General features: G+C 61.2%; 15 protein-coding genes and 3 pseudogenes. 13 read left to right on the top strand and 5 right to left on the bottom strand.

The genetic code is table 11. From position 1 onward, the window contains the following. Nucleotides 1–1,981: 1,981 nt before the first annotated feature. The 3 genes and pseudogenes from NKH67_RS31425 (at nucleotide 1,982) to NKH67_RS31415 (ending at nucleotide 5,810) form a co-directional block, all read left to right on the top strand. Nucleotides 1,982–2,698, top strand: coding sequence for a pentapeptide repeat-containing protein (locus NKH67_RS31425; protein ID WP_352456374.1), 717 nt, complete (start codon nucleotides 1,982–1,984; stop codon nucleotides 2,696–2,698). Nucleotides 2,699–3,851: 1,153 nt separating this feature from the next. After that, nucleotides 3,852–4,140: pseudogene (locus tag NKH67_RS31420) on the top strand (integrase core domain-containing protein); the annotation flags it as partial. A 149-nt stretch (nucleotides 4,141–4,289) separates the two neighbouring features. Next, nucleotides 4,290–5,810 carry an FAD-dependent oxidoreductase gene (locus tag NKH67_RS31415; RefSeq protein WP_352473172.1) on the top strand — a complete coding sequence of 507 codons (1,521 nt, stop codon included), beginning with the start codon at nucleotides 4,290–4,292 and terminating at the stop codon, nucleotides 5,808–5,810. A gap of 200 nt (nucleotides 5,811–6,010) precedes the next feature. Here NKH67_RS31415 and NKH67_RS31410 read toward each other — a convergent pair. Both NKH67_RS31410 and NKH67_RS31405 read right to left on the bottom strand, forming a co-directional pair. Then, nucleotides 6,011–6,167: pseudogene (locus NKH67_RS31410) on the bottom strand (ferritin-like domain-containing protein); the annotation flags it as partial. 191 nt (nucleotides 6,168–6,358) lie between these two features. Further along, a complete protein-coding gene (locus tag NKH67_RS31405; protein ID WP_352473173.1) occupies nucleotides 6,359–6,640 on the bottom strand; it encodes a hypothetical protein in 282 nt (93 codons plus the stop codon). 460 nt (nucleotides 6,641–7,100) lie between these two features. On the opposite strand from NKH67_RS31405, the pseudogene NKH67_RS31400 reads away from it, so the two are divergent. The 3 genes and pseudogenes from NKH67_RS31400 to NKH67_RS31390 all read left to right on the top strand — a co-directional run. Next, a pseudogene (locus tag NKH67_RS31400) lies at nucleotides 7,101–7,681 on the top strand (transposase); the annotation flags it as partial. A gap of 214 nt (nucleotides 7,682–7,895) precedes the next feature. Further along, entirely contained in the window at nucleotides 7,896–8,558 is a 663-nt protein-coding gene (locus tag NKH67_RS31395) for a nucleotidyltransferase domain-containing protein (protein ID WP_352473174.1), read from the top strand. 97 nt (nucleotides 8,559–8,655) lie between these two features. Then, nucleotides 8,656–8,970: a hypothetical protein gene (locus NKH67_RS31390; protein ID WP_352473175.1), complete on the top strand. Its 315-nt coding sequence runs from the start codon at nucleotides 8,656–8,658 to the stop codon at nucleotides 8,968–8,970. Nucleotides 8,971–9,011: 41 nt separating this feature from the next. Here NKH67_RS31390 and NKH67_RS31385 read toward each other — a convergent pair whose 3' ends face one another. Beyond that, the gene (locus NKH67_RS31385) at nucleotides 9,012–9,692 is read right to left on the bottom strand and encodes a GntR family transcriptional regulator (RefSeq protein ID WP_352473177.1); all 681 of its coding nucleotides are present in this window, start codon (nucleotides 9,690–9,692) and stop codon (nucleotides 9,012–9,014) included. A 230-nt stretch (nucleotides 9,693–9,922) separates the two neighbouring features. On the opposite strand from NKH67_RS31385, the gene NKH67_RS31380 reads away from it, so the two are divergent. The 7 genes from NKH67_RS31380 to NKH67_RS31350 all read left to right on the top strand — a co-directional run bounded on the left by NKH67_RS31380 (nucleotide 9,923) and on the right by NKH67_RS31350 (nucleotide 18,380). Beyond that, nucleotides 9,923–11,050, top strand: coding sequence for a sugar ABC transporter substrate-binding protein (locus NKH67_RS31380; protein ID WP_352473178.1), 1,128 nt, complete (start codon nucleotides 9,923–9,925; stop codon nucleotides 11,048–11,050). Between the two features lie 71 nt (nucleotides 11,051–11,121). Beyond that, nucleotides 11,122–12,660 (top strand): sugar ABC transporter ATP-binding protein, encoded by a 1,539-nt coding sequence (locus tag NKH67_RS31375; RefSeq protein ID WP_352473180.1) that lies wholly within the window; start codon nucleotides 11,122–11,124, stop codon nucleotides 12,658–12,660. Next, complete coding sequence (locus NKH67_RS31370) at nucleotides 12,657–14,729, top strand: ABC transporter permease (protein ID WP_352473182.1); 2,073 nt, start codon at nucleotides 12,657–12,659, stop codon at nucleotides 14,727–14,729. The genes NKH67_RS31375 and NKH67_RS31370 overlap by 4 nt, the downstream gene beginning before the upstream one ends. 13 nt (nucleotides 14,730–14,742) lie before the next feature. Then, on the top strand, nucleotides 14,743–15,549 hold the full coding sequence (locus tag NKH67_RS31365; protein ID WP_352473183.1) for an SDR family oxidoreductase: 807 nt from the start codon (nucleotides 14,743–14,745) through the stop codon (nucleotides 15,547–15,549). A 10-nt stretch (nucleotides 15,550–15,559) separates the two neighbouring features. Next, complete coding sequence (locus NKH67_RS31360; RefSeq protein ID WP_352473185.1) at nucleotides 15,560–16,507, top strand: 3-hydroxyacyl-CoA dehydrogenase; 948 nt, start codon at nucleotides 15,560–15,562, stop codon at nucleotides 16,505–16,507. Beyond that, a complete protein-coding gene (kce, locus tag NKH67_RS31355) occupies nucleotides 16,504–17,466 on the top strand; it encodes a 3,5-dioxohexanoate:acetyl-CoA acetone transferase (protein ID WP_352473186.1) in 963 nt (320 codons plus the stop codon). The genes NKH67_RS31360 and kce overlap by 4 nt, the downstream gene beginning before the upstream one ends. Nucleotides 17,467–17,501: 35 nt before the next feature. Beyond that, nucleotides 17,502–18,380: an SMP-30/gluconolactonase/LRE family protein gene (locus tag NKH67_RS31350; RefSeq protein ID WP_352473187.1), complete on the top strand. Its 879-nt coding sequence runs from the start codon at nucleotides 17,502–17,504 to the stop codon at nucleotides 18,378–18,380. Nucleotides 18,381–19,243: 863 nt separating this feature from the next. Here the strand turns inward: NKH67_RS31350 and NKH67_RS31345 are convergent. Both NKH67_RS31345 and NKH67_RS31340 read right to left on the bottom strand, forming a co-directional pair. Next, a complete protein-coding gene (locus tag NKH67_RS31345) occupies nucleotides 19,244–19,696 on the bottom strand; it encodes an MAPEG family protein (RefSeq protein ID WP_352473188.1) in 453 nt (150 codons plus the stop codon). Between the two features lie 6 nt (nucleotides 19,697–19,702). Next, the gene (locus tag NKH67_RS31340) at nucleotides 19,703–20,209 is read right to left on the bottom strand and encodes an SRPBCC family protein (RefSeq protein WP_352473189.1); all 507 of its coding nucleotides are present in this window, start codon (nucleotides 20,207–20,209) and stop codon (nucleotides 19,703–19,705) included. Nucleotide 20,210: the final 1 nt, after the last annotated feature.

Raw genomic sequence — 20,210 nt, 5'->3', positions numbered from 1 at the left:
CGGAGGCAGGCGCGGCCGGCACGACGATCGAGCGCACCAGGATCGCTTCGGCCTCGATCCCGAAACGGTTGGCCGCCGGCAGTGGGTACGCCTCGGCCGAGATCCCCTTTGGCTGGTCCACGAGCGCGCGATCGAGCCTTACATTGCGGCTTCGACAAGCAGCGGCGCGCGGACGGGACCTTCGAACGGCACTACACCTGCGACCCCCAAGGACTGAATGTTGACCTACGGGACCTGGGGAGGATCTCAAAATGATCATGTCAGTTGTTAAGTCCCTCGCGCCTGTGACGCTCGGCACCGTGCTGATCGCAATCAGTCCGGCTTCATTGTCGGCTTCTGACGCTCAGGACCTCGCGTTCGCTCACGCTGACATGCCAATCAAACAGCTGAAAGACGTCTATTTGGATTGCGAGCGGGGAGGCCGCCGGTGCGCTGGGGACGGAAGACGTGATGTACTGTTCGATGCGCGAGTTCCGACTAGGCGCGCGATAGCAGTTTGCGCATAATCTACGATGCATGGCCTTCTGCACCGTGCGACGCGGCCCTGCGATCGACCACTTCGAACCATGTTTGGACCGCGCACTTCGCCGATCAGCGCAGTAACCAACCCGCGGAGTTCCGCGAGCGACAGCCTTCAAACGAATCAGTCGGTGGTAGCGTCACGCATAGGGTGAATCACGAACGCGCTCGCCTGCAAACCCCTTCGCCCGGAAATCTGCCCCGGTTACGCGGTTCGCCAGCAGACTGAGAAGGAGCGGCTTCAGCCGATCGCCGATGCTTTTTGTTATCTTTGTGCCTAATGGCAGCTTTGCGCCCCGATTTCGGCCGTTCGACTATATCGTTCGAACTGCCGAAAGCTGTCGGGGCTCCGGCCCTCTCAAACCCTCCGCCGCCGTTGTCGCGCATGTGCCGCATGCCACCTGCCGTGCTTTCAGCGAGCCGACCTTACCTCCAGTCTGGAACCTAGCAGTCGCCCAACTGGTTCAACCTTCCGCCACGGCCGGGCAGGGGACGGCGTGCAAAACGGTAGGCGCGACCTAAGAAACGGTCGCGGTTCGAGTCGGTAGAGAGATACCGCCGATACAGTGCTGTAACCGAGTTCGTTTGCTGACGGGACTTCTTGATCGGCGCAAATAGGTCCGACTCCAACCTCCGCAACCAGTTCCAGCATAAACCACTAATAGTCGCGATCTGATCAAAGCCCGCCGGAAAAAACGGCAAGGCATTTCCCACGGCAGGTTTGGCGAAGCGCGGAAGGGCACTCTGCCGCCCAGAGTAAGCGGCCTGCACGGTGAAGACGAGAGGGACGCTTTTCCAAGCGCGGAGTTCGAATCCCTCCCTCTCCGCCATACGACATTGTTTACGTTGATAAAAATACAGAATAGGTTGCGCGTCCGCCATAAAGCCCGCCAACCGAAAAAGGCGTATTCGCGGCACGTCAGCTTACGACACAAATATGCGGGGTTGATGCTTCGACCTGGGAGATGGCAGAGATCAACTTCGGCTTCGCTAAGCGAAGTCGTGGGGTTCATGCGACAGCGGAATCAGGGTATGCGACGAGCACCCCGTGCCGGGTGAACCTCGCCGTCGGGAAGTACCGATCGGTGCGGAAGCAAGCGGATTCACGCTTGTCGGCAGCGGACGGCGGCGGTGGCGGTCAGCATCCGAGCAGGCTCCCAACTAGCGAGACAAACGTCCAGAGCGGAGGGACTTCGCCACCCTGAACGACCGCTCTCCTCGGCTTAGTCAAGCATACCTACGGAATGATGCGCCTGGCCGGTGACAAATGGATCTCTGCTGGACCGCCGATGATATGGGGAGGCGCTCGCAAATCGCGCCCTACGCGCGGGTTGATCGGTTGATCAACATCAAAGCTTGAATATGAGAAATGCGCTAACTGTGACGGCGGTGGTCACCGTGGCTCGAGTGTCAGCAGATGTGGTAAGGTTGAGTGTCGGCGAGTAGCAGAGGTCCAGCAACAATGACTTTGAGGCGAACCAGAGCTTACGGCGCATCCGGCTTGGTTCTAGCGGTTTGCACTGTGTTTGCTTGGCAGAACGCCACTGCTGCTCACAATTGCGACGCAGCCGCGACGCCTGGCGTCAATTGGCACGAGTGTGACAAGAAGCTTCTCATCCTAGAAGGACAAGACCTGAGCGGGGCGAACCTGTTCGGTGTTGATTTCACTTCGACCGACCTCAGGAACAGCAATCTCCTTGCGGCAAATCTTGAGAAGGCAACGCTTGTGCGTGCTTCCCTGGCCGACTCGACCGCCAAAGGCGCCCGGTTCGACAGAATCGAGGCCTACAGGACCGACTTCAGCCGTATGGACGCGCAGGGCGCTGTGTTTGCGAGCGCGGAAATACAGCGCTCGAATTTCCAGGGCGCCAATCTGACCAATGTTGATTTCACAAAGGCAGAATTGGGGCGTGCGCAGTTCCATGACGCCGATATCAGCGGCAGCCGCTTCTCGTTTGCCAATCTCGCACGGGCGGACTTCCGAGGAGCGACGTTCACCGCGCCGATAGACTTTGACCGCGCCTTTTTCTTTCTAACCCGTATCGAGGGCGTCGATCTTTCCAATTCGGCGGGTCTGTCCCAGTGGCAGCTCAACATGGCTTGCGGAGACGCCCGGACCGAGTTGCCTTCTGGCTTGACGAGGCCTGAAGATTGGCCCTGTCAATTCCAGCAGGAATAGTTGTCTGCAAGCGAACTGTGCAATGCTGCACCCGACAGGATTTGAACCTGTAACTTCTGCCTTCGGAGGGCGCAGATCCTTCGCCAAAGTGGCACGTTTCTACGGTATTGCTATTGGCGAAATCGCGGCCGAAGGGTGTTTGTGCCCCTTCCGTTCACCGCTACCGGTTCAATCGAACCGGTAGCTCCTGTCCGAATAAGTGGCAGCAACTCTTGTATCGTCGAGAATGACTACCATCGTCGTGATTATCATTCAGAAGCCTGGCACCAACGCGTCGATCATACTCGCCTCGCAGCACTTGAAATAGGCCGCGGCATCTTGGGGGCTTAAGCTTTCGTCGGTCAAACGTCTGTCGAATGCATCTAGAGCGTTCATTCAGCAGCTTGGTGAATCCGTTCGACCGGCGTGTACTCGTTTGTCGAAGGTTCAGGAATACAGTCGCAACGGCCTCACTATGTGATCTGGAAGGTCAACTGCTGATCCTCCCGCTCAACTCCTAATGAACCAGCGGATGCCGCGCGAATGGCGCTCCAGGCCGCTACTTGGGCGACGAATGGAGGCATTCACTCACGACCGCTGCGGGTTCTTCGACGACCCGCTGTCTTATGACTTACCTTGCGTAGACACAGCTTGTGAAAACGCGCGATAAGGTCGGCCTGCGCTAGATTCAAAGACGGCCGGGGCATCAGAAGATGGCACACCGAATGTGCAACGCAACGCTTGGCCTCGCGGCACTTGCCATAGCCGCGTGCCAATCGGCTCCTGAAACGTCGCAACCGGCCACTCTCGAACCTGCGCTAGAACCCGGTGCCATTCCTCCCAACGCGGCCGAGCTTGACGATCTTGCCATCAAGCAATGACACGACCTCGGCGGCTACGCGGTGTATGTCCATGCTGATAATACGCACGGTTCCCTCCATCGTTGGTCACGAACAGGGAGCGAGCGGGCAACACGACAAATACGGAGCCGTGCTCGCGGCGCATCCGGGCGAGTCGTAGGGGCGGCCAGATAATGTGCTCGAACTCGCAGTTCATCTGCATACGACGGCCTGCCCGCACTTGCGTGCTCCCGGTGCCCCGTGGCCCGGATGCGCCAAGCTTAACGAACCTGACGTACCGAACAAACGATGGCACCAAGAACATCATGCCGGATAATGGCTTCATCGAGAGCTTCAACGGCCGACTACGCGATGAACTGCTCAACGAGACGCTGTTTACTTCGCTGGCTCAGGCACGCGTCGCCATCGCCCTGTGGCGCGCCGACCAACACCGCCCGGCCGCATTCCCAAATCGCCTGGCAGACACCGGCCGAGTTCGCCACCACCTTCAATCTGCGACGGTCGCTCGCGCTGCGCGATGCCAAAGGCTCCGCGCCAGCGCCCGTCGCTTCACCCGCCCAGCAGGGCACAACCCACGCCGGAAACGAACTCAAAACTGGATAGAAACTGGGGGCAACGTCACCGCCGACCACATGACCCAGAAGGAAAACGCCAAGTTGAGGCGCAGATAGCCTGCAGGCATTCAAAAAGCCATCGAGGAACTTTGAACCGTCGCGGCCGTTTACCGGCTATCGCGTCCGGAAAGTTCCGCCATGAATGTCAGCGACGAAAGGACTGTATCCCTTTGGGCGGCAACCGAAGTAGCGCCTGATGCAGTTCCGCTCGAGCGGAGTGAACAGGTCGATGTCGTGGTCGTCGGATCTGGCATTGCCGGACTGTCGGTCGCGTTCGAACTGGCCATCGCCGGGCAAAAGGTGGCAGTGCTCGATCGCGGCCGGATCGGAAGCGGCATGACGGCCCGCACCACCGCGCATCTGTCATCGATCTGCGACGACTACTTTTCGGAACTGATCAAATTGCGTGGCGAGGAACTGGCGCGGATCTACTACCAAAGCCAGTCGGCCGCTATCGACCGTATCCGATCGATTCAGGAGGCGGAGGGCATGCCGTGTGATTTCCGCCGCCTCGAAGGCTTTCTGTTTCCGGCGTCGGGCAGGAAGGAATCCGTCATCGAGCGCGAACTGGACGCCGCTCTGAAGATCGGTGTCGACGTCGAGAAAACCGTGGGAGTGCCGCTTGCTGGGTTTTCGGACGCGCCCGTCCTTCGTTACCTCAATCAGGCGACATTCCACCCGCTCAAGTATCTCCGCGGGCTGGCTGCCGGCATCCGCGCGCGCGGCGGCGCGCTTTATGCGGATACCATCGTCGACAAAGTCGAGGAGACTGACGGCGGCGTGCGCGTAAGCACGGTCTCGGGCTTTGCCGTGTCTGCCAGATCGGCCGTTGTCGCCACCAACTCGCCGATCAACGATCGGGTGGCGCTCCACACCAAACAGGCGCCGTATCGGACCTACGCGATGGCATTCGAGATCGCGCGCGACATTTTGCCGGATGCACTCTATTGGGACACGCTGGACCCCTATCACTACGTCCGTCTGCAGCCTGGCGAAGGCAAGACCGACTTTCTGATCGTCGGTGGTGAGGATCACAAGACAGGGCAGGCCGACGACGCCGACGACCGCTTCGCTGCCCTGGCGGCCTGGACCAAAGGGTTGGTGGCCGATATCGGCGCGGAAGCCAATCGATGGTCCGGGCAGGTAATGGAGACCGTCGATTACGCCGGGTTCATCGGCCGTAATCCCGGCAACGGGCACGTCTTCGTTGCTACCGGCGATTCCGGTCAGGGCATCACCCATGGGGTTGTGGCCGGCCAATTGATTTCCGACCTGATCCTGAGGGGGGAAAGCCCCTGGCGGGAACTTTACGAACCCTCTCGCAAGACGGCACGCGCGATCGGCGATTATTTGGCGGAGAATGCGACAGCGATCAGGAGTTTTGCCGAGTATGTCGCGCCTGGTGAAATTGATGCCGCCGATAAGCTGCGGCCCGGACAGGGGGCTATCGTCCGCCAGGGGCTTACCAAAGTCGCTGCCTTTCGCGATGAGGACGGCACGCTCTACAAGCGATCGGCCGCATGCACCCATATCGGTTGCCATGTCCATTGGAATTCGTTGGAACGCTGCTGGGACTGCCCCTGCCACGGCTCGCATTTTGCCGTCGATGGCACGGCTTTGAACGGACCGGCCGTAGCGCCCCTGGCTGAGGTGGAATAGCTATGGCGACTCCCGTTGAGGCGAGATGCCGCAATGCCAGCTCAGGCGAAGATGCTGCTTGGTAGCCGCTCGACACTGGCACCCGATGGACCCCATCGCCAGGTAATTCGTAGGTCGATCCCCGAATCTTTCTCGGCTTTGGAATCCGCTGTGCAGCCAATCACTCTGCATTCAATTCCACCTTTCCTCCATCGCAAACGTCAGGTGCTTTTGAGCGTTCCGTTCATCCCGTTCGGGTAGAAGCCGCCCTTGCTGACGCCGGCCTTGTCGGTCGAGATAGACGATCCGAAGCACTTCCTGGGGCGTCCTCGTGAAGGCGATCGCATCCGGGGTCCATGGAACGATATTGGCTCTGCCCTTGCCAGCCAGACGAAGTGACCGTCCGACCGGGCCTTACACGCGCAGCTTTCAGTTCCGACGGCACCGAAGTCGCAATTATTTCCGGCGAAGAAAGGGTCCGTATCGTTCGCGTTTCCAGACACCCAACGACCTCATTGACTTCGCCCGGCGCACCTCCCAGAGCTTGACCAAGACCGCTCTGGTCTTGATCAATGCGCCACGCCGTCGGATGCGTGCAGAAGTCTCCAGGTCAAGCCGATGCTGCCATCGAACTCGGATGCAAAATGTTCGGCGGCGACGCCTTCCAGGCCGTCATCGACAAGAGCCTCGATGGTTCGTCGCACCAGCGCGAGCTGCATCTCGCGGGCGTGTGCCAGGTCTGTCTCTCTCATGATTTCCGTGACGTGGTAGGCGACAACGGGCTGGCCGAGGCAAGACATGAGCGCGCTCGCTTCTGACGTCACTGCGGTAACTGCGTCTTCGATCTTCATTCTGGCGCTCCTCATCAAACATGATGCGGCGCCTCCCCATGACACGACGGTGTTCCGTCGCTTCTTTTTCAATTTCGAATGTCGTGAGTGAAAGTCTGGTGCGCGAACAGGAGAATTACCCTCTCTTGTTCCAATCTCCTTGAGCAGCCACGCTACCCAAATCAGTATGCTGCAAAATTGAATTAAAGGCGACCGAATAGTTAATCGATGGTTAATGGCTGCGCTCGCATCTCGGGCATTCGGCGCATGAAACATCGGGCAGGTCCGCCTCGCGCCTCATGTCAGCCATTGAAGGCACTGTTGCCACTGCCTGAACGCAGACATTGTTGGCGATCATTTTGGAGGCCGCGGTTGCGCCAGGAGCAGCGGTGAGCCCAGCCAATCTGACTGGGAGCGTGACCTTGCCCCTCTGATCTAATCCGGTTTGAAGTTCGTTCTGGCCCATCGAGAGGACCAGGACATGAAACGTAGCCAGTTCTCTGAAGAGCAGATCATCGGAATTTTGAAGGAACATGAGGCCGGGGTATCGGTTGCCGATCTGTGCCGCAAGCACGGGGTCAGCGACGCCTCGATTTACAACTGGAAGGCCCGCTTCGGCGGGATGGATGTCTCCGAGGCTCGGCGACTGAAGGCTCTGGAGGACGAGAACACGCGGCTGAAGCGGCTTCTGGCCGACGCCATGCTCGACAATGCCGCGTTGAAGGATCTTGTGGGAAAGAAATGGTGACGCCCGCGGCCAAGCGGAAAGCTGTCGCTTGCCTGAAGGAAGGCTTCGGGATGAGCGAACGGCGGGCGTGTAAACCCATCGGCTGTTGCCGCATGACGGTTCGCTACGAGACCAGCGGGCCGGACGACCGCGAGCTTCGCGAGCGGATGAAGGCGATCGCGCAGCAGCGTCGCCGGTTCGGCTACCGGCGTCTTCTCGTGATGCTGAGGCGGGAGGGCCTGGTCGTGAACCACAAGAAGCTGTTCCGGCTCTATCGGGAGGAGAAGCTCGCCGTTCGCCGCCGACCGGGCATTGGACGGACTGAAGCAGAAAGAAGATAATGAAATGGATAAGATAGAGCGGCATCTTGCTCTTGCTCCTACGATGGACTGGATGAACGTGGCGATCAACATCTTTCGGATACATTCGTGATAGCGGCGCAGCAGCCGCCAAGCTCAGATAACAGGACATCTGTTTAGAAAACCAAACATCAGATTTGATATCCGGCAGTCGACGTGCTATGGCTCCAGAGCAGAAGGAACTTGCGCCATGGCACGCTCGACCGCTCAAAGCGCTTTGCGCTATCCACTCACCATTATGCTCGGCACCGACGCAAGCGTGAGATTGCTCCGGGAATTATCCCGGCACGGCGGCTTGCTTTCTTCACCATTGCTTGCGGCTCGTAGCGGGCTTGCGAGGGCAAGCGTGTGGTCTGCTCTCGCAACCTTGGAGGGGATTGGCATCGTATCTTCAGAGGGAACGGGCAGGGCTCGTCTTTATCGGTTGAATGATCGCCATCCACTGGCGACATCACTGCAAGCCCTCTTTGAGCAGGAGGCGCTTAGGTATTCCAACATTCGCGCTGTAGTCACTGAGGCGGTCTCCGCAGTTCGGCCGAACGTACTCGCGGCCTGGATTTACGGCAGCGTGGCGAGGGGCGAGGACCGTCCAGACAGCGATCTCGACATCGCAGTGGTTACGCCATCCGAAAAGCTAGAAAGCGCGCTCCAAGAGATCCGTGAGGCACTGGTGACCCACGGTGAAGACCTTGGCTTCAATCCCTCGGTGGTGGGAGTCACTCCGCAGGATGTGGCGAGGCTGTCGAGCACGGGAGACCCTTGGTGGGGCGGCGTCGAAGCAAATGCCCTGCTCGTCTTGGGTCCACGCCCGGACGAACTCGCAACAAAAACTCGCCAGAAGGCGTTGGCATGACCAGAAGAGGTGCGACGAAAGTAGTCGAGACAGGCTTTGGCGAGGAGCGATTGCGCATCGCCCGCTCATATTTGAAGGCTGCCCGTTTGGAGGTGCAATGTCTGAAACGGGTGACATCGGCAATCCGGCTATGTCGCAGATCGTGAATGCGGCAATAGCATACGCCGATGCGCTCACTGCCCGATTTGCAGGAACGATCAACCGCGCGGATAATGCGGCCGTGGTGAAAACCATGCGCGATGCGCTTGGAAATCGCCTTCCTGCAGCGCAGGCCAGCCGGTTGCGGAGCATTCTCCATGAGAAGGACGAAGCTCAATACGGAATCAGGGCAAAATCACTACCCGAAGCCGAGAGCTTGCTCGACAAGTTGGAAAAGTTCGCGGAGTGGGCGGAAAAAGAACTGGAAGTCTGATCAGCAATGGAGGCGGCATGTCGCTTATGGCGACCTGAATGTTACTTCAGCAGTTTGATCAGCACTGTGAAAGCCGCGTCGATGTCAGCGCGAACCGCGGCCCGGACAGCTTCCGCGTTGCGATCTCGCAGCGCTGCAAACATCTGCTGATGGTGCTGGTTGGCGGTCGAATAATTTCCAGAATCGTGCAGCATGTTGAAATAGGGACTGATCTGCAGCCACAGGTTCTCGATGATGTTGAGCATGTTTTCCGAACCCGCGGCTCGATAGATGGAGAAATGAAAAGCGTAGTTGGCCCTGAGGTAGGATTTGACGTCGCCGGCGGCATTGGCCTGTTCGAGTGCGTCCAGATGCTGGCGCAGCAGCGCCACGCTGGGATCGTCCATTCGCTCGGCCGCCCATGCGGCGGCGATCGCCTCGATCTCAAACCTGACGTTCCTGAGATCGATGAGTCGCGCGCGGCTTAATGCCGGTATCCCGATCGAACGGCCCGAAACCACCATCAATGCGTTGGCGGCGCTCAGACGCCGCAGGGCCTCGCGAACCGGCATGGGGCTGACGCCGAAAGCGTCGGCAAGGCTCTGCACCGTCACCATTTCACCTGGAACGATACTGCCGTCGAGGATCAACTCGGTGACGTGCCGGTAAACCCTGTCCTGCAGGGTTTCCCTGGACAGCGGCGTAATCTCGACGCCCGGCTTCCTGAATGCCGCCCCAGCCATCTGTGCCTACCTTTCCCCATACGGCGACGCTCTTGTCCTACCCGGCGCCTGTGCCCGGAATGCAAGGTTCGGATTGCCGCGTCAAGCGCCGGCGTATCCGGCTTTTACCCACTAGCATTTCATCATTGATCTTTGATCAAATCATGATACGGTCAGCTGCATCGAATGACAAGGAGCACGTTTCGTGCCCTTGGGAGGCATTTGGTCGTCTGAACTGGGAGGAGTTTCGAATGGGTATCGGATCGAAAGCCCGGCGGCTCGCGCTGCTTGCCGGCATGGCTGTTTGCGCCTTTGGGATGTCGGCGGCCGAGGCGGCCGGAAAGCACAAAATATTTCTCAGCATGAGCTTCATCGGCAATGACTGGCAGGCCGAGGCCGCCAACATGGTCAAGGCGATGGCGTCGCACAAGAGCATGGCCGACAAGGTCGACCTCCAGGTTCAGGTGGCCGGGCCGAACGCACAGCGCCAGATCCAGCAGATCAACGCGATGGTGCAGGCAGGTGCCGAAGCCATCGTGATCTTCCCGATCTCGCCGACAGCGCTCAACCAGGTGGTGAAGAACGCCTGCGACAAGGGGGTAAAGGTGTTTGCCTATGATGCCGAGATCACAGAGCCCTGCGCCTACAACGTCCATATCGATCAGGAAGAGGCTGGCCGCGTGACGGCGGAGTGGCTGGTCAAGAAGCTCAATGGCAAGGGCAACATCATCGCAGTGACCGGCGTTCCCGGCACCTCGGTCGACGATCTGCGCACCAAGGCCGCAAAGGAGGTGTTTGCCAAGCATCCCGACATCAAGATCGTGGGCGAGGCTGTCGGTATGTGGAGCCAGGCGGTGGCCCGTACCGAACTTTCCAAGATATTGGCGACGCGCAGCTGGGACGACATAAATGGGCTGTGGATGCAGGTCGGCTGCTTCACCGCCAATTCCATGCAGCTCGAGGCCGGCAAGAAGAGCAGCGAATTGCTGCCTTGCGCCGGCGAGGGCTCCAATGGCGGGCGCATCCAGATGCTGCCGGAGGGCACGGAGGTCGAGGGCGCAGCCTCTCCCTATGCGCCGCTCGGCGCGCCGCGTATCTCCTATGCATCGCCGCCCTATTCCGGCGCGCTCGCCCTCAAGCTTGCGGTCGAGGCGCTTGACGGCAAGGAGGTTGCCAAGAAGACGATCCTGCCGCTGCCGGTCGTCACCAACGACACGATAAAGCTTTGTGACGAAGGCACCTGGGCGGAGATGAAGGCTGGCTGTAACGCCTTCAAACCGTCGCTGGTCTCCAACCCCGGCTGGTTCGCCTCGATCTTCTCCGACCAGACACCTGAAATCGGTCTCGCGGCCGCCCTTGTCGGCCAGCCCGAGGAGTAAGGCTCTCCGAATGGGGCGTGGGGTGCTTTGGAGGCACTCCCACGCACCCCGTGCAGGCCGGGACTGGGATCATGATGTCAGCGCAATCGACAGCTGTCGGCATAGAGGGCGTCCGCAAGGCGTTTGGTGCCACGGTCGCCCTCGATGGCGTCTCCTTTGAGATCGTTTCGGGCAGCGTGCACGCGCTGCTCGGCGAAAACGGTGCCGGCAAGTCGACGCTCGTCAAGCTGCTGTCGGGACTGGTGCGGCCCGACGAAGGGCAAATCACCGTTCTTGGTGAACCGGCGCCACTCGGTTCGCCGCGCGCCGCGCACGCCAAAGGCGTGCAGACAGCCTTCCAGGAAATGACGCTGGTGCGCGATCTCAGCGTTCTCGACAACATGCTGCTGCCCTACGCGCCTGTCGGCCCGAGCGGCCTGATCAGGCGGGCGAGCGCGCGCAGGGCGGTGCGCCAGCACATTTCAGATCTCGGCTTTTCGGTCGATCTTGATGCCGAGGTCGCGACCCTCGATCTCGCCGTCCGCCAGAAGATCGAAATCGCGCGCGCGCTCTATCGCAAGCCGCGCATCCTCCTGCTCGACGAACCGACCTCGACGCTGTCGGGCGGCGATGTCGAATGGCTGGGCGGCATCATCGCGCGACTTAAGGCCGCCGGCACGACGGTCGTGTTCATCACCCACCGCATGCGAGAGGTGCGGGCCTTCTGCGACACGCTGACCATTCTCAGAAACGGCCGTCATATCGTGACGGCGCCGGTGGCCGACGTCCCGGATGGAGAAGTGATCGAAAAGATCATCGGTCGCAGCATCGCCCAGACCTTTCCGCCAAAACCCGAAAGCGAGGCGGTCTTCGGTCCGCCGGTGCTCGGCGTACGCGATCTCAAGGCCGGCATGAAGCTCGACGGCGTCGGTTTCGACCTCCGCAAGGGCGAGATTCTCGGCATTGCCGGGCTTCAGGGCATGGGCCAGCTCGACCTGTTCCTCGCCTGCTTCGGCATGGCCGAGATCGAGCGCGGCCATATCCTGGTCGACGGGCGCGAAGTGTGGCTGGGCTCGCCCGCCGATGCGCTCAAGCCCAACATGGCGATCGGGCTGGTGCCGGAGGACCGCAAGACCGAAGGCCTGTTCCTGAAGCTCTCGGGCCGGCAAAACGTATCGCTGCCGGTCGTCGCGCGTTTTACCCGATTTGGCCTGATCAGCAGGCACGAGGAGGCGCAGGCCGTCCAGTCCGCCTTCTCGGCGGTCGAGGTCGACCACCGCGCCATGTGGACGAGGGCGGGGGCGTTTTCGGGCGGTAACCAGCAGAAGATCGCCATCGCCAAATGGCTGGTCGCCGAGAGCCGCATCCTGCTGCTCTTCGACCCAACCCGCGGCATCGACGTCGGCACCAAGCACGAGCTCTATGTGATGATGCGCGACTATGTGGCGGCCGGCGGCTCGATCCTTCTGCATTCAACCGAAATTCCCGAGCTGGTCCATCAATGCGACCGAGTGCTCGTCCTCTATGACGGTCGCCTGGTGGCGGAGCTTGCCGGCAACCACATCACGGAAGGCGAGATCATGCGACCGGCGCTGGGGCAAGGCGAGTTGGTCCGGGAGGCGGCGGAATGAGCGTGACGAGTTTGCCCGCCGCGGCACCGGCCGCGACATTGACGCGGCTTCTCGCGCGACACAGCGGCGCGATCATCGCGGCGATCGTCTTTGCGGTGCTCCTGCTTATCGTCGATCTGGTCAGTGCCGGGCGGCTCACCTATTTCGACATTTCGTTTCTCTCCAGCGGCGGCGCCACCTCGGCGCTGGCGGCGATCGGCCAGACCGTGGTCATCCTGTCCGGCGGTTTCGACCTGTCCGCCGGCGCGGTGATCTCGCTGGTCAATGTCGTCCTGGCAAAAGGTATGGATCCGATGGCGACCGGCACCAGTGTCGCGCTGTGGACCTTGGCCGGAATTGGGGTCGGCATGCTGGTCGGCGCCTTCAACGGCTTCTTCATTGCCGTCCTGCGCATGCAGCCTATCGTCGTCACGCTGTCGACCATGTTCATCCTGCAGGGAGTAACGCTGCTGGTCATGGACAAGCCGGGCGGCTTCGTCTCGCCCGATCTTGGCGCCTTCTATCTCGGTGATGCTATCGCCGGTTGGATACCGATGCCGCTGGTGGTCATCGGCGTCGTCCTGCTCGCCTGGTTCTGGCTCAAAGGCACACGCTTCGGGACGGCGCTTTATGCCGTCGGCAGCGATCCGGACGCGGCCGCTTCGGTCGGCGTGCGCGTCGTTCTCGTGCGCTTCCTGGTCTATGTCATAGCCGGCGGCTGCTACGGGCTCGCCGGCGTCTTCATCAGCGCACAGACGGGCAGCGGCGATCCGCTCGTCGGTAACCCGTTGTTGCTGTCGATGTTCGCGGCGGTCGTCGTCGGCGGTACAAGGCTGGGCGGCGGTCAAGGCGGGCCGGTTGGCACCGTCTTCGGCGCCTACATCCTGATGATGGTCGTCAACATCCTGCTCGTACTCAACGTCTCGGCCTATTATTCGACGATCGCCGAGGGCACGATCCTGATCCTTGCCGTGCTTGCCGGCTCGCTGTCGCATGGCTCCGTGCTCGCCCGCCAACTGCGTGCGCTGCGGGCGCGATTGGCCGCATGGCGCGCCGGAATGCTGCCCTCGCAGATCGATCGCACCGACCGGCGGCTGAGGATCGCGCGTGGCAGCACCGACGATCAGCAGGCGCCGCAGCCGGCCTTCCATATACGCAACGCCGAGACGCTGCGTTATGCGCTGCCGGCCTATGTCTGCCTGGCCGTGGTCGTGATCATCACCCAAATCTGGCTCGGACGCGCCATCGTCAACGTCACCTACTGGAACTCGCTTTTCGTGCTGTCGAGCTTCCTCGCCGTCCTGGCGCTTGGGCAAGGCAGCGTAATCCTCACCGGCGGGCTCGACCTGTCGGTGCCGTGGACGATCGGTCTCTCGGGCATCCTGCTTGCCGGCATGGTCAACGGCTCGGATGGTGCACTTGCCTATGCGCTGCCGGCGGTGCTGCTCACAGCTTGCCTGATCGGTCTTGCCAACGGCATCGGCATCGTCTTCCTCGGCATTTCGCCGATCGTGATGACGCTGGCCACCAACGGCATTCTGCAAGGCGTCGCGCTGCTTTACTCGCAGGGTACGCCGGCCGGCTTCTCCTCGCCGATGCTGCGCTGGTTCATGACCGGGAAGGTATTCGTTGTGACGCCGGTGGTGCTGTTCATGATCGCCTTCGTCGTCTTTGCTGTGCTGCTGCTTGGCCGCACCCCTTTCGGCCGCCGGGTTTATGGCATCGGCAACAGCCTGCGCGCGGCCCAGCTCTCCGGCATCGCGGTCGGGCGCACGCTCATCCTCGTCTATGTGCTGTCGGCGGTCTGCGCGGGGCTCGTCGGCATCATGCTGACCGGCTTTTCCGGCCAGGCCAGCCTCGGCATGGGTGACGACTATCTGCTGCCCTCGATCGCCGTAGTCGTCGTCGGCGGTGCGCTGATCACCGGCGGGCGCGGCCACTATCTCGGCATGCTGGGGGGCGTGCTGCTTTTGACGGCGTTGCAGATGCTGCTCGCCGGCACGACGCTGCCTTATGCAACGCGGGCGATCCTGTTCGGGTTGGTGGTGCTCGCTGCGGTCATGGCGCTGCGCGAAAGGCGGATTCAATGAAAGGAATGGAATAATGAGCTCCAGCGCACCGGTATCGGCGGACGAATTCCTGACCGGGCTCAAAGGCCAACGCGTGCTGGTCACGGCGGGCGCCGGCGGCATCGGCTTTGCCATTGCCGAGACACTGTCGCGGCTCGGCGCGCGTGTCGTGATCTGCGACATTTCCGACGAGGCGCTGGCCGCCGCTCCAGAGAGGCTCACACTCGCCGGCGCAGTCAAAGCGGACGTTTCGCGCGACGACGATGTCGACCGGCTGTTCGAGACCGTAAAGGAGAAGCTCGGCGGGCTCGACGCCCTGATCAACAATGCCGGCATTGCCGGGCCGACCGGCGGGGTCGATGAGATCGATCCGGCAGACTGGCGGCGCTGCATAGATATCTGCCTGACCGGCCAGTTCCTGTGCGCGCGCCGTGCCGTGCCGCTGATCAAGGCGGCGGGCGGCGGCTCGATCATCTCGATGTCTTCGGCCGCCGGCCGCCATGGCTACGCGTTCCGCACGCCGTACTCGGCTGCCAAGTTCGGCGTTGTCGGCCTGACCCAGAGCCTTGCCAAGGAACTCGGACCGCATGGGATCAGGGTCAACGCCATCTTGCCCGGCATCATAGAGGGACCGCGCATCGACAAGGTCATTGCCGACCGGGCAAAGCAGCTCGGCGTTTCAAACGAGGAGATGACACAACGCTATCTGCAGAACATCTCGCTGCGCCGCATGACCAGCCCATACGATGTCGCGGCGATGGTGGCCTTCCTGCTTTCCGATGCGGGCATCAACATTTCCGGCCAGTCGCTCGGCGTCGACGGCAACGTCGAGACACTCTGAGGGGGAGATCATGGCGAAGGTAGCAATTGTCGGAAGCGGCTTCATCGGGCGAGCGTGGGCGATAAGCTTCGCTCGTGCCGGCCATGATGTGCGCATGTGGGACCAGGCGCCGGCCGCGGCCAGCGGTGCGCGCGACTATATCGCTGGGGTGCTCGGCGACCTTGCCGCCAACGATCTGCTGCGGGGACAGGCGGTCGATACCGTGCTTGGCCGCATCACCATTGTGGAGGAGCTTGGCGAGGCCCTGGCCGATGCCGTCCATGTCCAGGAGAACACGCCGGAAAACCTCGAGGTGAAGCGTGACGTGTTCTCCCGCATCGACGCACTTTCCGGTCCGCAGGCGGTGATCGCCAGTTCCACCTCGGCGCTGTTGCCGTCGAGATTCACCGATCATCTTGAGGGGCGCCATCGCTGCCTCGTCGTGCACCCGATCAATCCGCCCTATCTCATCCCGGCAGCGGAGGTGGTGCCGGCGCCATGGACCTCCGCCGAAACGGTGGAAAGGACCCGCGCGTTTCTTGTCGAGGCGGGCCATGCGCCACTGGTGATGAAGCGCGAGCTCGACGGCTTCATCATGAACCGCTTGCAAGGCGCGCTGTTGGAGGAGGCGTTTCGGCTCGTCGCCGACGGCTATGCCAGCGTCGAGGACGTCGACACTGGCCTGCGCGACGGGCTGGCGCTGCGCTGGTCGTTCATGGGTCCGTTCGAGACGATCGACCTCAATGCACCCGGTGGTGTGCGCGACTATGTCGAGCGCTATCAGGCGATCTATTCCAACATCTTCCCGCAGATGCTGCGCCGCGTCGACTGGGCCGGCGAGGTCATGGAGACGATCGAGGCCGAGCGCCGCAAGCGCCTGCCGCGGGAAGAACTCGGCGAACGGCAGGTCTGGCGCGACCGCCGGCTGATGGCGCTGGCGGCGCACAAGAAAAAGTCGGATCAGGAGTTTGGACAATGACGCAAACAAGCCGCAAGCCCGGCGCCCAGCAACCCAGCGGCAAGGTCATTATCACCTGCGCGGTGACGGGGGCGATCCACACGCCGACTATGTCGCCTTATCTACCGATCACGCCGGACCAGATCGCGCGCGAGGCGATCGCGGCGGCGGAGGCGGGTGCGGCGATCCTGCATCTGCATGCCCGCGACCCCGAGACCGGCAAGCCCGACCAGACGCCAGAGGCGTTCGCGCGTTTCCTGCCGCGCGTCAAGCAAGGCACCAATGCCGCCATCAACATCACCACCGGCGGCAGTCCTTACATGAAGGTGGAGGAGCGTGTGCGCCCCGCCGCCCAGTTCAAGCCGGAGGTCGCCTCGCTCAACATGGGCTCGATCAATTTCGGGCTCTATCACCTCGCCGACAAATACGAGACGTTCAAGTTCGATTGGGAAAAGCCGCATCTGGAAACGACGCGTGATCTGGTCTTCCGCAACTCGTTCAAGGACATCGAATACATACTGGCAACCTGCTACGACAATGGGACCCGCTTCGAGTTCGAGTGCTACGACATCGCCCATCTCTATAACCTCTCCCATTTCGCCGATCGCGGGCTGGTGAAGCCGCCGTTCTTCGTGCAGTCGGTGTTCGGCCTGCTCGGCGGCATCGGCACGCACCCGGAAGACGTCGCCCATATGAAGCGCACCGCCGATCGCCTGTTCGGCGACCAGTTCCGCTGGTCGGTGCTGGGTGCGGGCGCCAGCCAGTTGCGCATCGCGGCACAATCGGCAGCGCTTGGCGGCAACATTCGCGTTGGGCTCGAAGACAGTCTTTGGGCCGGTAGGGGCAGGCTTGCCAAGTCGAATGCCGAGCAGGTGGTGCTTGCCCGCAAGATCGTCGAAGGCCTCGGCATGGAAGTGGCAACGCCCGACGAGGCCCGCGAAATCCTGTCATTGAAGGGCGGCGATCAGGTCGCGTTTTGACCGGTTTCTGCAAGGTTCGAACAGAGGAGGACGGCATGAAGATCGAAGTCGTGGTGGACGTGAAGACCACGCTGGGCGAGGGACCGCTGTGGGACGTTGAACAGGAGCGCCTCTACTGGATCGACAGTTTCGACGGGCGTGTGTTTCGGGCAACCGCCGACGGTAGTGAGATCCGTTGCTGGGACGTGCCGATGAAGATCGGTTCGATGGCATTGCGCAAGGACGGCGGCGGCGCTGTGGTATCGCTGCAGCGCGGTTTCCATCTGCTTGATTTCGCCACCGGCGAGGTGACGCCGATTCACGATCCGGAGCCGGACAGGCCGATGAACCGGCTCAATGACGGCAAGGTCGACCGGCGCGGCCGCTTCTTCGCCGGCTCAATGGACACGATGGAAGAGGGACCCTCCGGCGGGCTCTACCGGCTCGATTCGGATTTCTCCGTTACCAGAATAGATTCTGGCATCATCTGCTCGAACGGTCCGTGCTGGAGCCCGGACGACCGCACCTTTTATTTCGCCGACACCTGGACCGGCGAGATCTGGGCCTACGACTACGACATCGCAACCGGTGCCGCCACCAACCGGCGCACTTTCACGCGTGTCGATACCAGCCGGGGAGGGGCGGCTGACGGCTCAACTGTCGATGCGGAAGGATTCCTGTGGAACGCGCTGGTCTATGATGGCAGGCTGGTCCGCTACGCGCCCGACGGCAGCGTTGATCGCATCATCGACATGCCCGTCAAGAAGATCACCAGCGTCATGTTCGGCGGGCCGAGGCTCGACACCCTGTACGTCACTTCGATGGCCAAGCCGCCGCTGCCGCGCTTTCCGGGCGACGGAGTTTTACGCGGCAGCCTTTTTGCCATCACCGGCCTCGGCGTAACGGGAGTTCCCGAGCCAAGATTTGCCGCGTAAATCGGTGCGTAATGGCGATGTCCTTCCTGCCTGCTTGGTGCCACCCCAACGTCCCGCCGCAGGGCAACTGGCGCTGGAAGCTCGTGCCCTGCGGTTCTGATGGAACCCACAATGAGAGGCTTGAGGTGCCTTCGCCTGACGTGCGCGCGAACGTGTCCCTGGAGAAACCATCAACCGAGCGTTGGAAACCTGCTCGCAACAAGAAATCCACCCATTAGCAACTCCAACGCATCGAGTGCCTCTTCGTCCCGCAAATTGGTCAGAGCTACGCTGTCCACCAAGACAACCTTTTCATTGTCTATGTCATAGACTTCCCAAAGTCCGTCCCTGATCCTTCGGATGGCGTGTCGACGCTCCATAAGCGGAACCTAATACTCGAGTCGCGGCGACGTTGATAGAAAATTCGGGCACGAGCCGATCATAATAGTGGAAAACCGCAGGTCGCCCTGACGATGCTCTTGCGATTGAGTCCACGAAAAAGCGCTTCAGAAAACGAAGAGCACCGATGGCGGCAGCACGACAGGCGGTGCGCCGGCTATCACCAGTCCTGTGTTGAGGGCAGGTTGGTTTCCGCTATCAACCGCTTCGTCATCGACCACAAGCTGCAGTCATAGCCCTTCGTCTGGACCGACGATCCCGACAAAATCATCACGGCCGCCGCGCGTGCACCAGGTGCTGGAGTCGATCCATAGCATTGACTATAGCAGTGTGGCGGTCCGCGAATGTCCGCTCTCCCAATAGGCAAGTTCGACCCCAAACAGACGTCCTCGTCAGTCTTTCGCTAGTCGACACGCAGGCCTCGATGGCGACGACGTCCGTGAACGACAGGATTGGAGCTTTCGGTACTGACATACGGTTCTACCTCAGGCAAAGAGCAAATCGTGGACTACGGCGCCCATCAGGACAACGATTGCGAGCAGGGAGACTGCAAAAGCGATCGTGCGCCAAGGCTGCATGGCCTTCAGATAGACTATCGAATGTACGATCCTGGCGACTACAAAAATTGCGAAAATGGGAATTGCAATTGCTGCCTTTCCTCCCGTGAAAACAAAGAGCAGGCCCAGCAGCAGAAATGGATAGATCGTGGCCTCGGCATTGCGGTGTGCGCGCAGGAGCCGCGCGACAGTTGGCGGGTCAATTTCTGACACGGGTACACCATAGCGAGCCCCATCCTCCGGATTGATTGCCACGCCACCCTTCGCGCGGATCGCCCCGCTGGAAGCCCAGAGCATCAGAAGATTAAGGCATAGAACGACGCAGGTGATGGCATACGCCACCAGAGCCGCATCTGCCGCTGTCCAGATTGATTGTTGCATCTAATGTTACTCGCCGCTGCTCGGAGCAGTTGACGGAGAGCTGGATGTCCGTTGTGCCATCGCGCCAATATGTGCGGCAAGGTTGTCCAATGTCTTGGCCGTTCCGGTGTCGATGCCCATTTTCAGATATTGCTCCAACCGTTCCGCCGAGCCGCACTCGATCCTCACCGTCAGAAACGTCTTGCCGCCAGTCTCGTCGAGAATGACACGCCCGATCGCCCCCATTGCTTCGAAGACGAGATGACGCGGCGGTGCGATCTCGCGATAGACGCCAGCGAACTGGTTGGCGCCAGGGGGATGCCGGTTGACGAACCTGAAGGCCCCTCCCGGACGCAGGTCGATCTCGCATTGTGCGAGCGGTTCGCCTGATGGATCCCACCAGCATGCCACATGCTCCGGCTGCGTCCATGCCTCGAAGACCTGTTCACAGGGCGCAGCAAGCACGCGCGTCAGAATGATCGTGTGCTTGTCCCGGTCGAGTATCAGGTCGGTGTTCGCGATCCCTGCCAGCATG

The organism is Mesorhizobium sp. M0968 (genome assembly GCF_040319065.1).
In the GTDB taxonomy this organism is placed as follows: Bacteria; Pseudomonadota; Alphaproteobacteria; order Rhizobiales; family Rhizobiaceae; genus Mesorhizobium.
Note: the sequence above shows the minus strand (reverse complement) of the source record. Positions and strands in the feature narration are given on the sequence as shown.

Bases quoted from the DNA above. Each gene is read 5' to 3' on its own strand.
- NKH67_RS31425 (WP_352456374.1), top strand. From the start codon at position 1,982: ATGACTTTGAGGCGAACCAGAGCTTACGGCGCATCCGGCTTGGTTCTA.
- NKH67_RS31415 (WP_352473172.1), top strand. From the start codon at position 4,290: ATGAATGTCAGCGACGAAAGGACTGTATCCCTTTGGGCGGCAACCGAA.
- NKH67_RS31405 (WP_352473173.1), bottom strand. From the start codon at position 6,640: ATGAAGATCGAAGACGCAGTTACCGCAGTGACGTCAGAAGCGAGCGCG.
- NKH67_RS31395 (WP_352473174.1), top strand. From the start codon at position 7,896: ATGGCACGCTCGACCGCTCAAAGCGCTTTGCGCTATCCACTCACCATT.
- NKH67_RS31390 (WP_352473175.1), top strand. From the start codon at position 8,656: ATGTCTGAAACGGGTGACATCGGCAATCCGGCTATGTCGCAGATCGTG.
- NKH67_RS31385 (WP_352473177.1), bottom strand. From the start codon at position 9,692: ATGGCTGGGGCGGCATTCAGGAAGCCGGGCGTCGAGATTACGCCGCTG.
- NKH67_RS31380 (WP_352473178.1), top strand. From the start codon at position 9,923: ATGGGTATCGGATCGAAAGCCCGGCGGCTCGCGCTGCTTGCCGGCATG.
- NKH67_RS31375 (WP_352473180.1), top strand. From the start codon at position 11,122: ATGATGTCAGCGCAATCGACAGCTGTCGGCATAGAGGGCGTCCGCAAG.
- NKH67_RS31370 (WP_352473182.1), top strand. From the start codon at position 12,657: ATGAGCGTGACGAGTTTGCCCGCCGCGGCACCGGCCGCGACATTGACG.
- NKH67_RS31365 (WP_352473183.1), top strand. From the start codon at position 14,743: ATGAGCTCCAGCGCACCGGTATCGGCGGACGAATTCCTGACCGGGCTC.
- NKH67_RS31360 (WP_352473185.1), top strand. From the start codon at position 15,560: ATGGCGAAGGTAGCAATTGTCGGAAGCGGCTTCATCGGGCGAGCGTGG.
- kce (WP_352473186.1), top strand. From the start codon at position 16,504: ATGACGCAAACAAGCCGCAAGCCCGGCGCCCAGCAACCCAGCGGCAAG.
- NKH67_RS31350 (WP_352473187.1), top strand. From the start codon at position 17,502: ATGAAGATCGAAGTCGTGGTGGACGTGAAGACCACGCTGGGCGAGGGA.
- NKH67_RS31345 (WP_352473188.1), bottom strand. From the start codon at position 19,696: ATGCAACAATCAATCTGGACAGCGGCAGATGCGGCTCTGGTGGCGTAT.
- NKH67_RS31340 (WP_352473189.1), bottom strand. From the start codon at position 20,209: ATGCTGGCAGGGATCGCGAACACCGACCTGATACTCGACCGGGACAAG.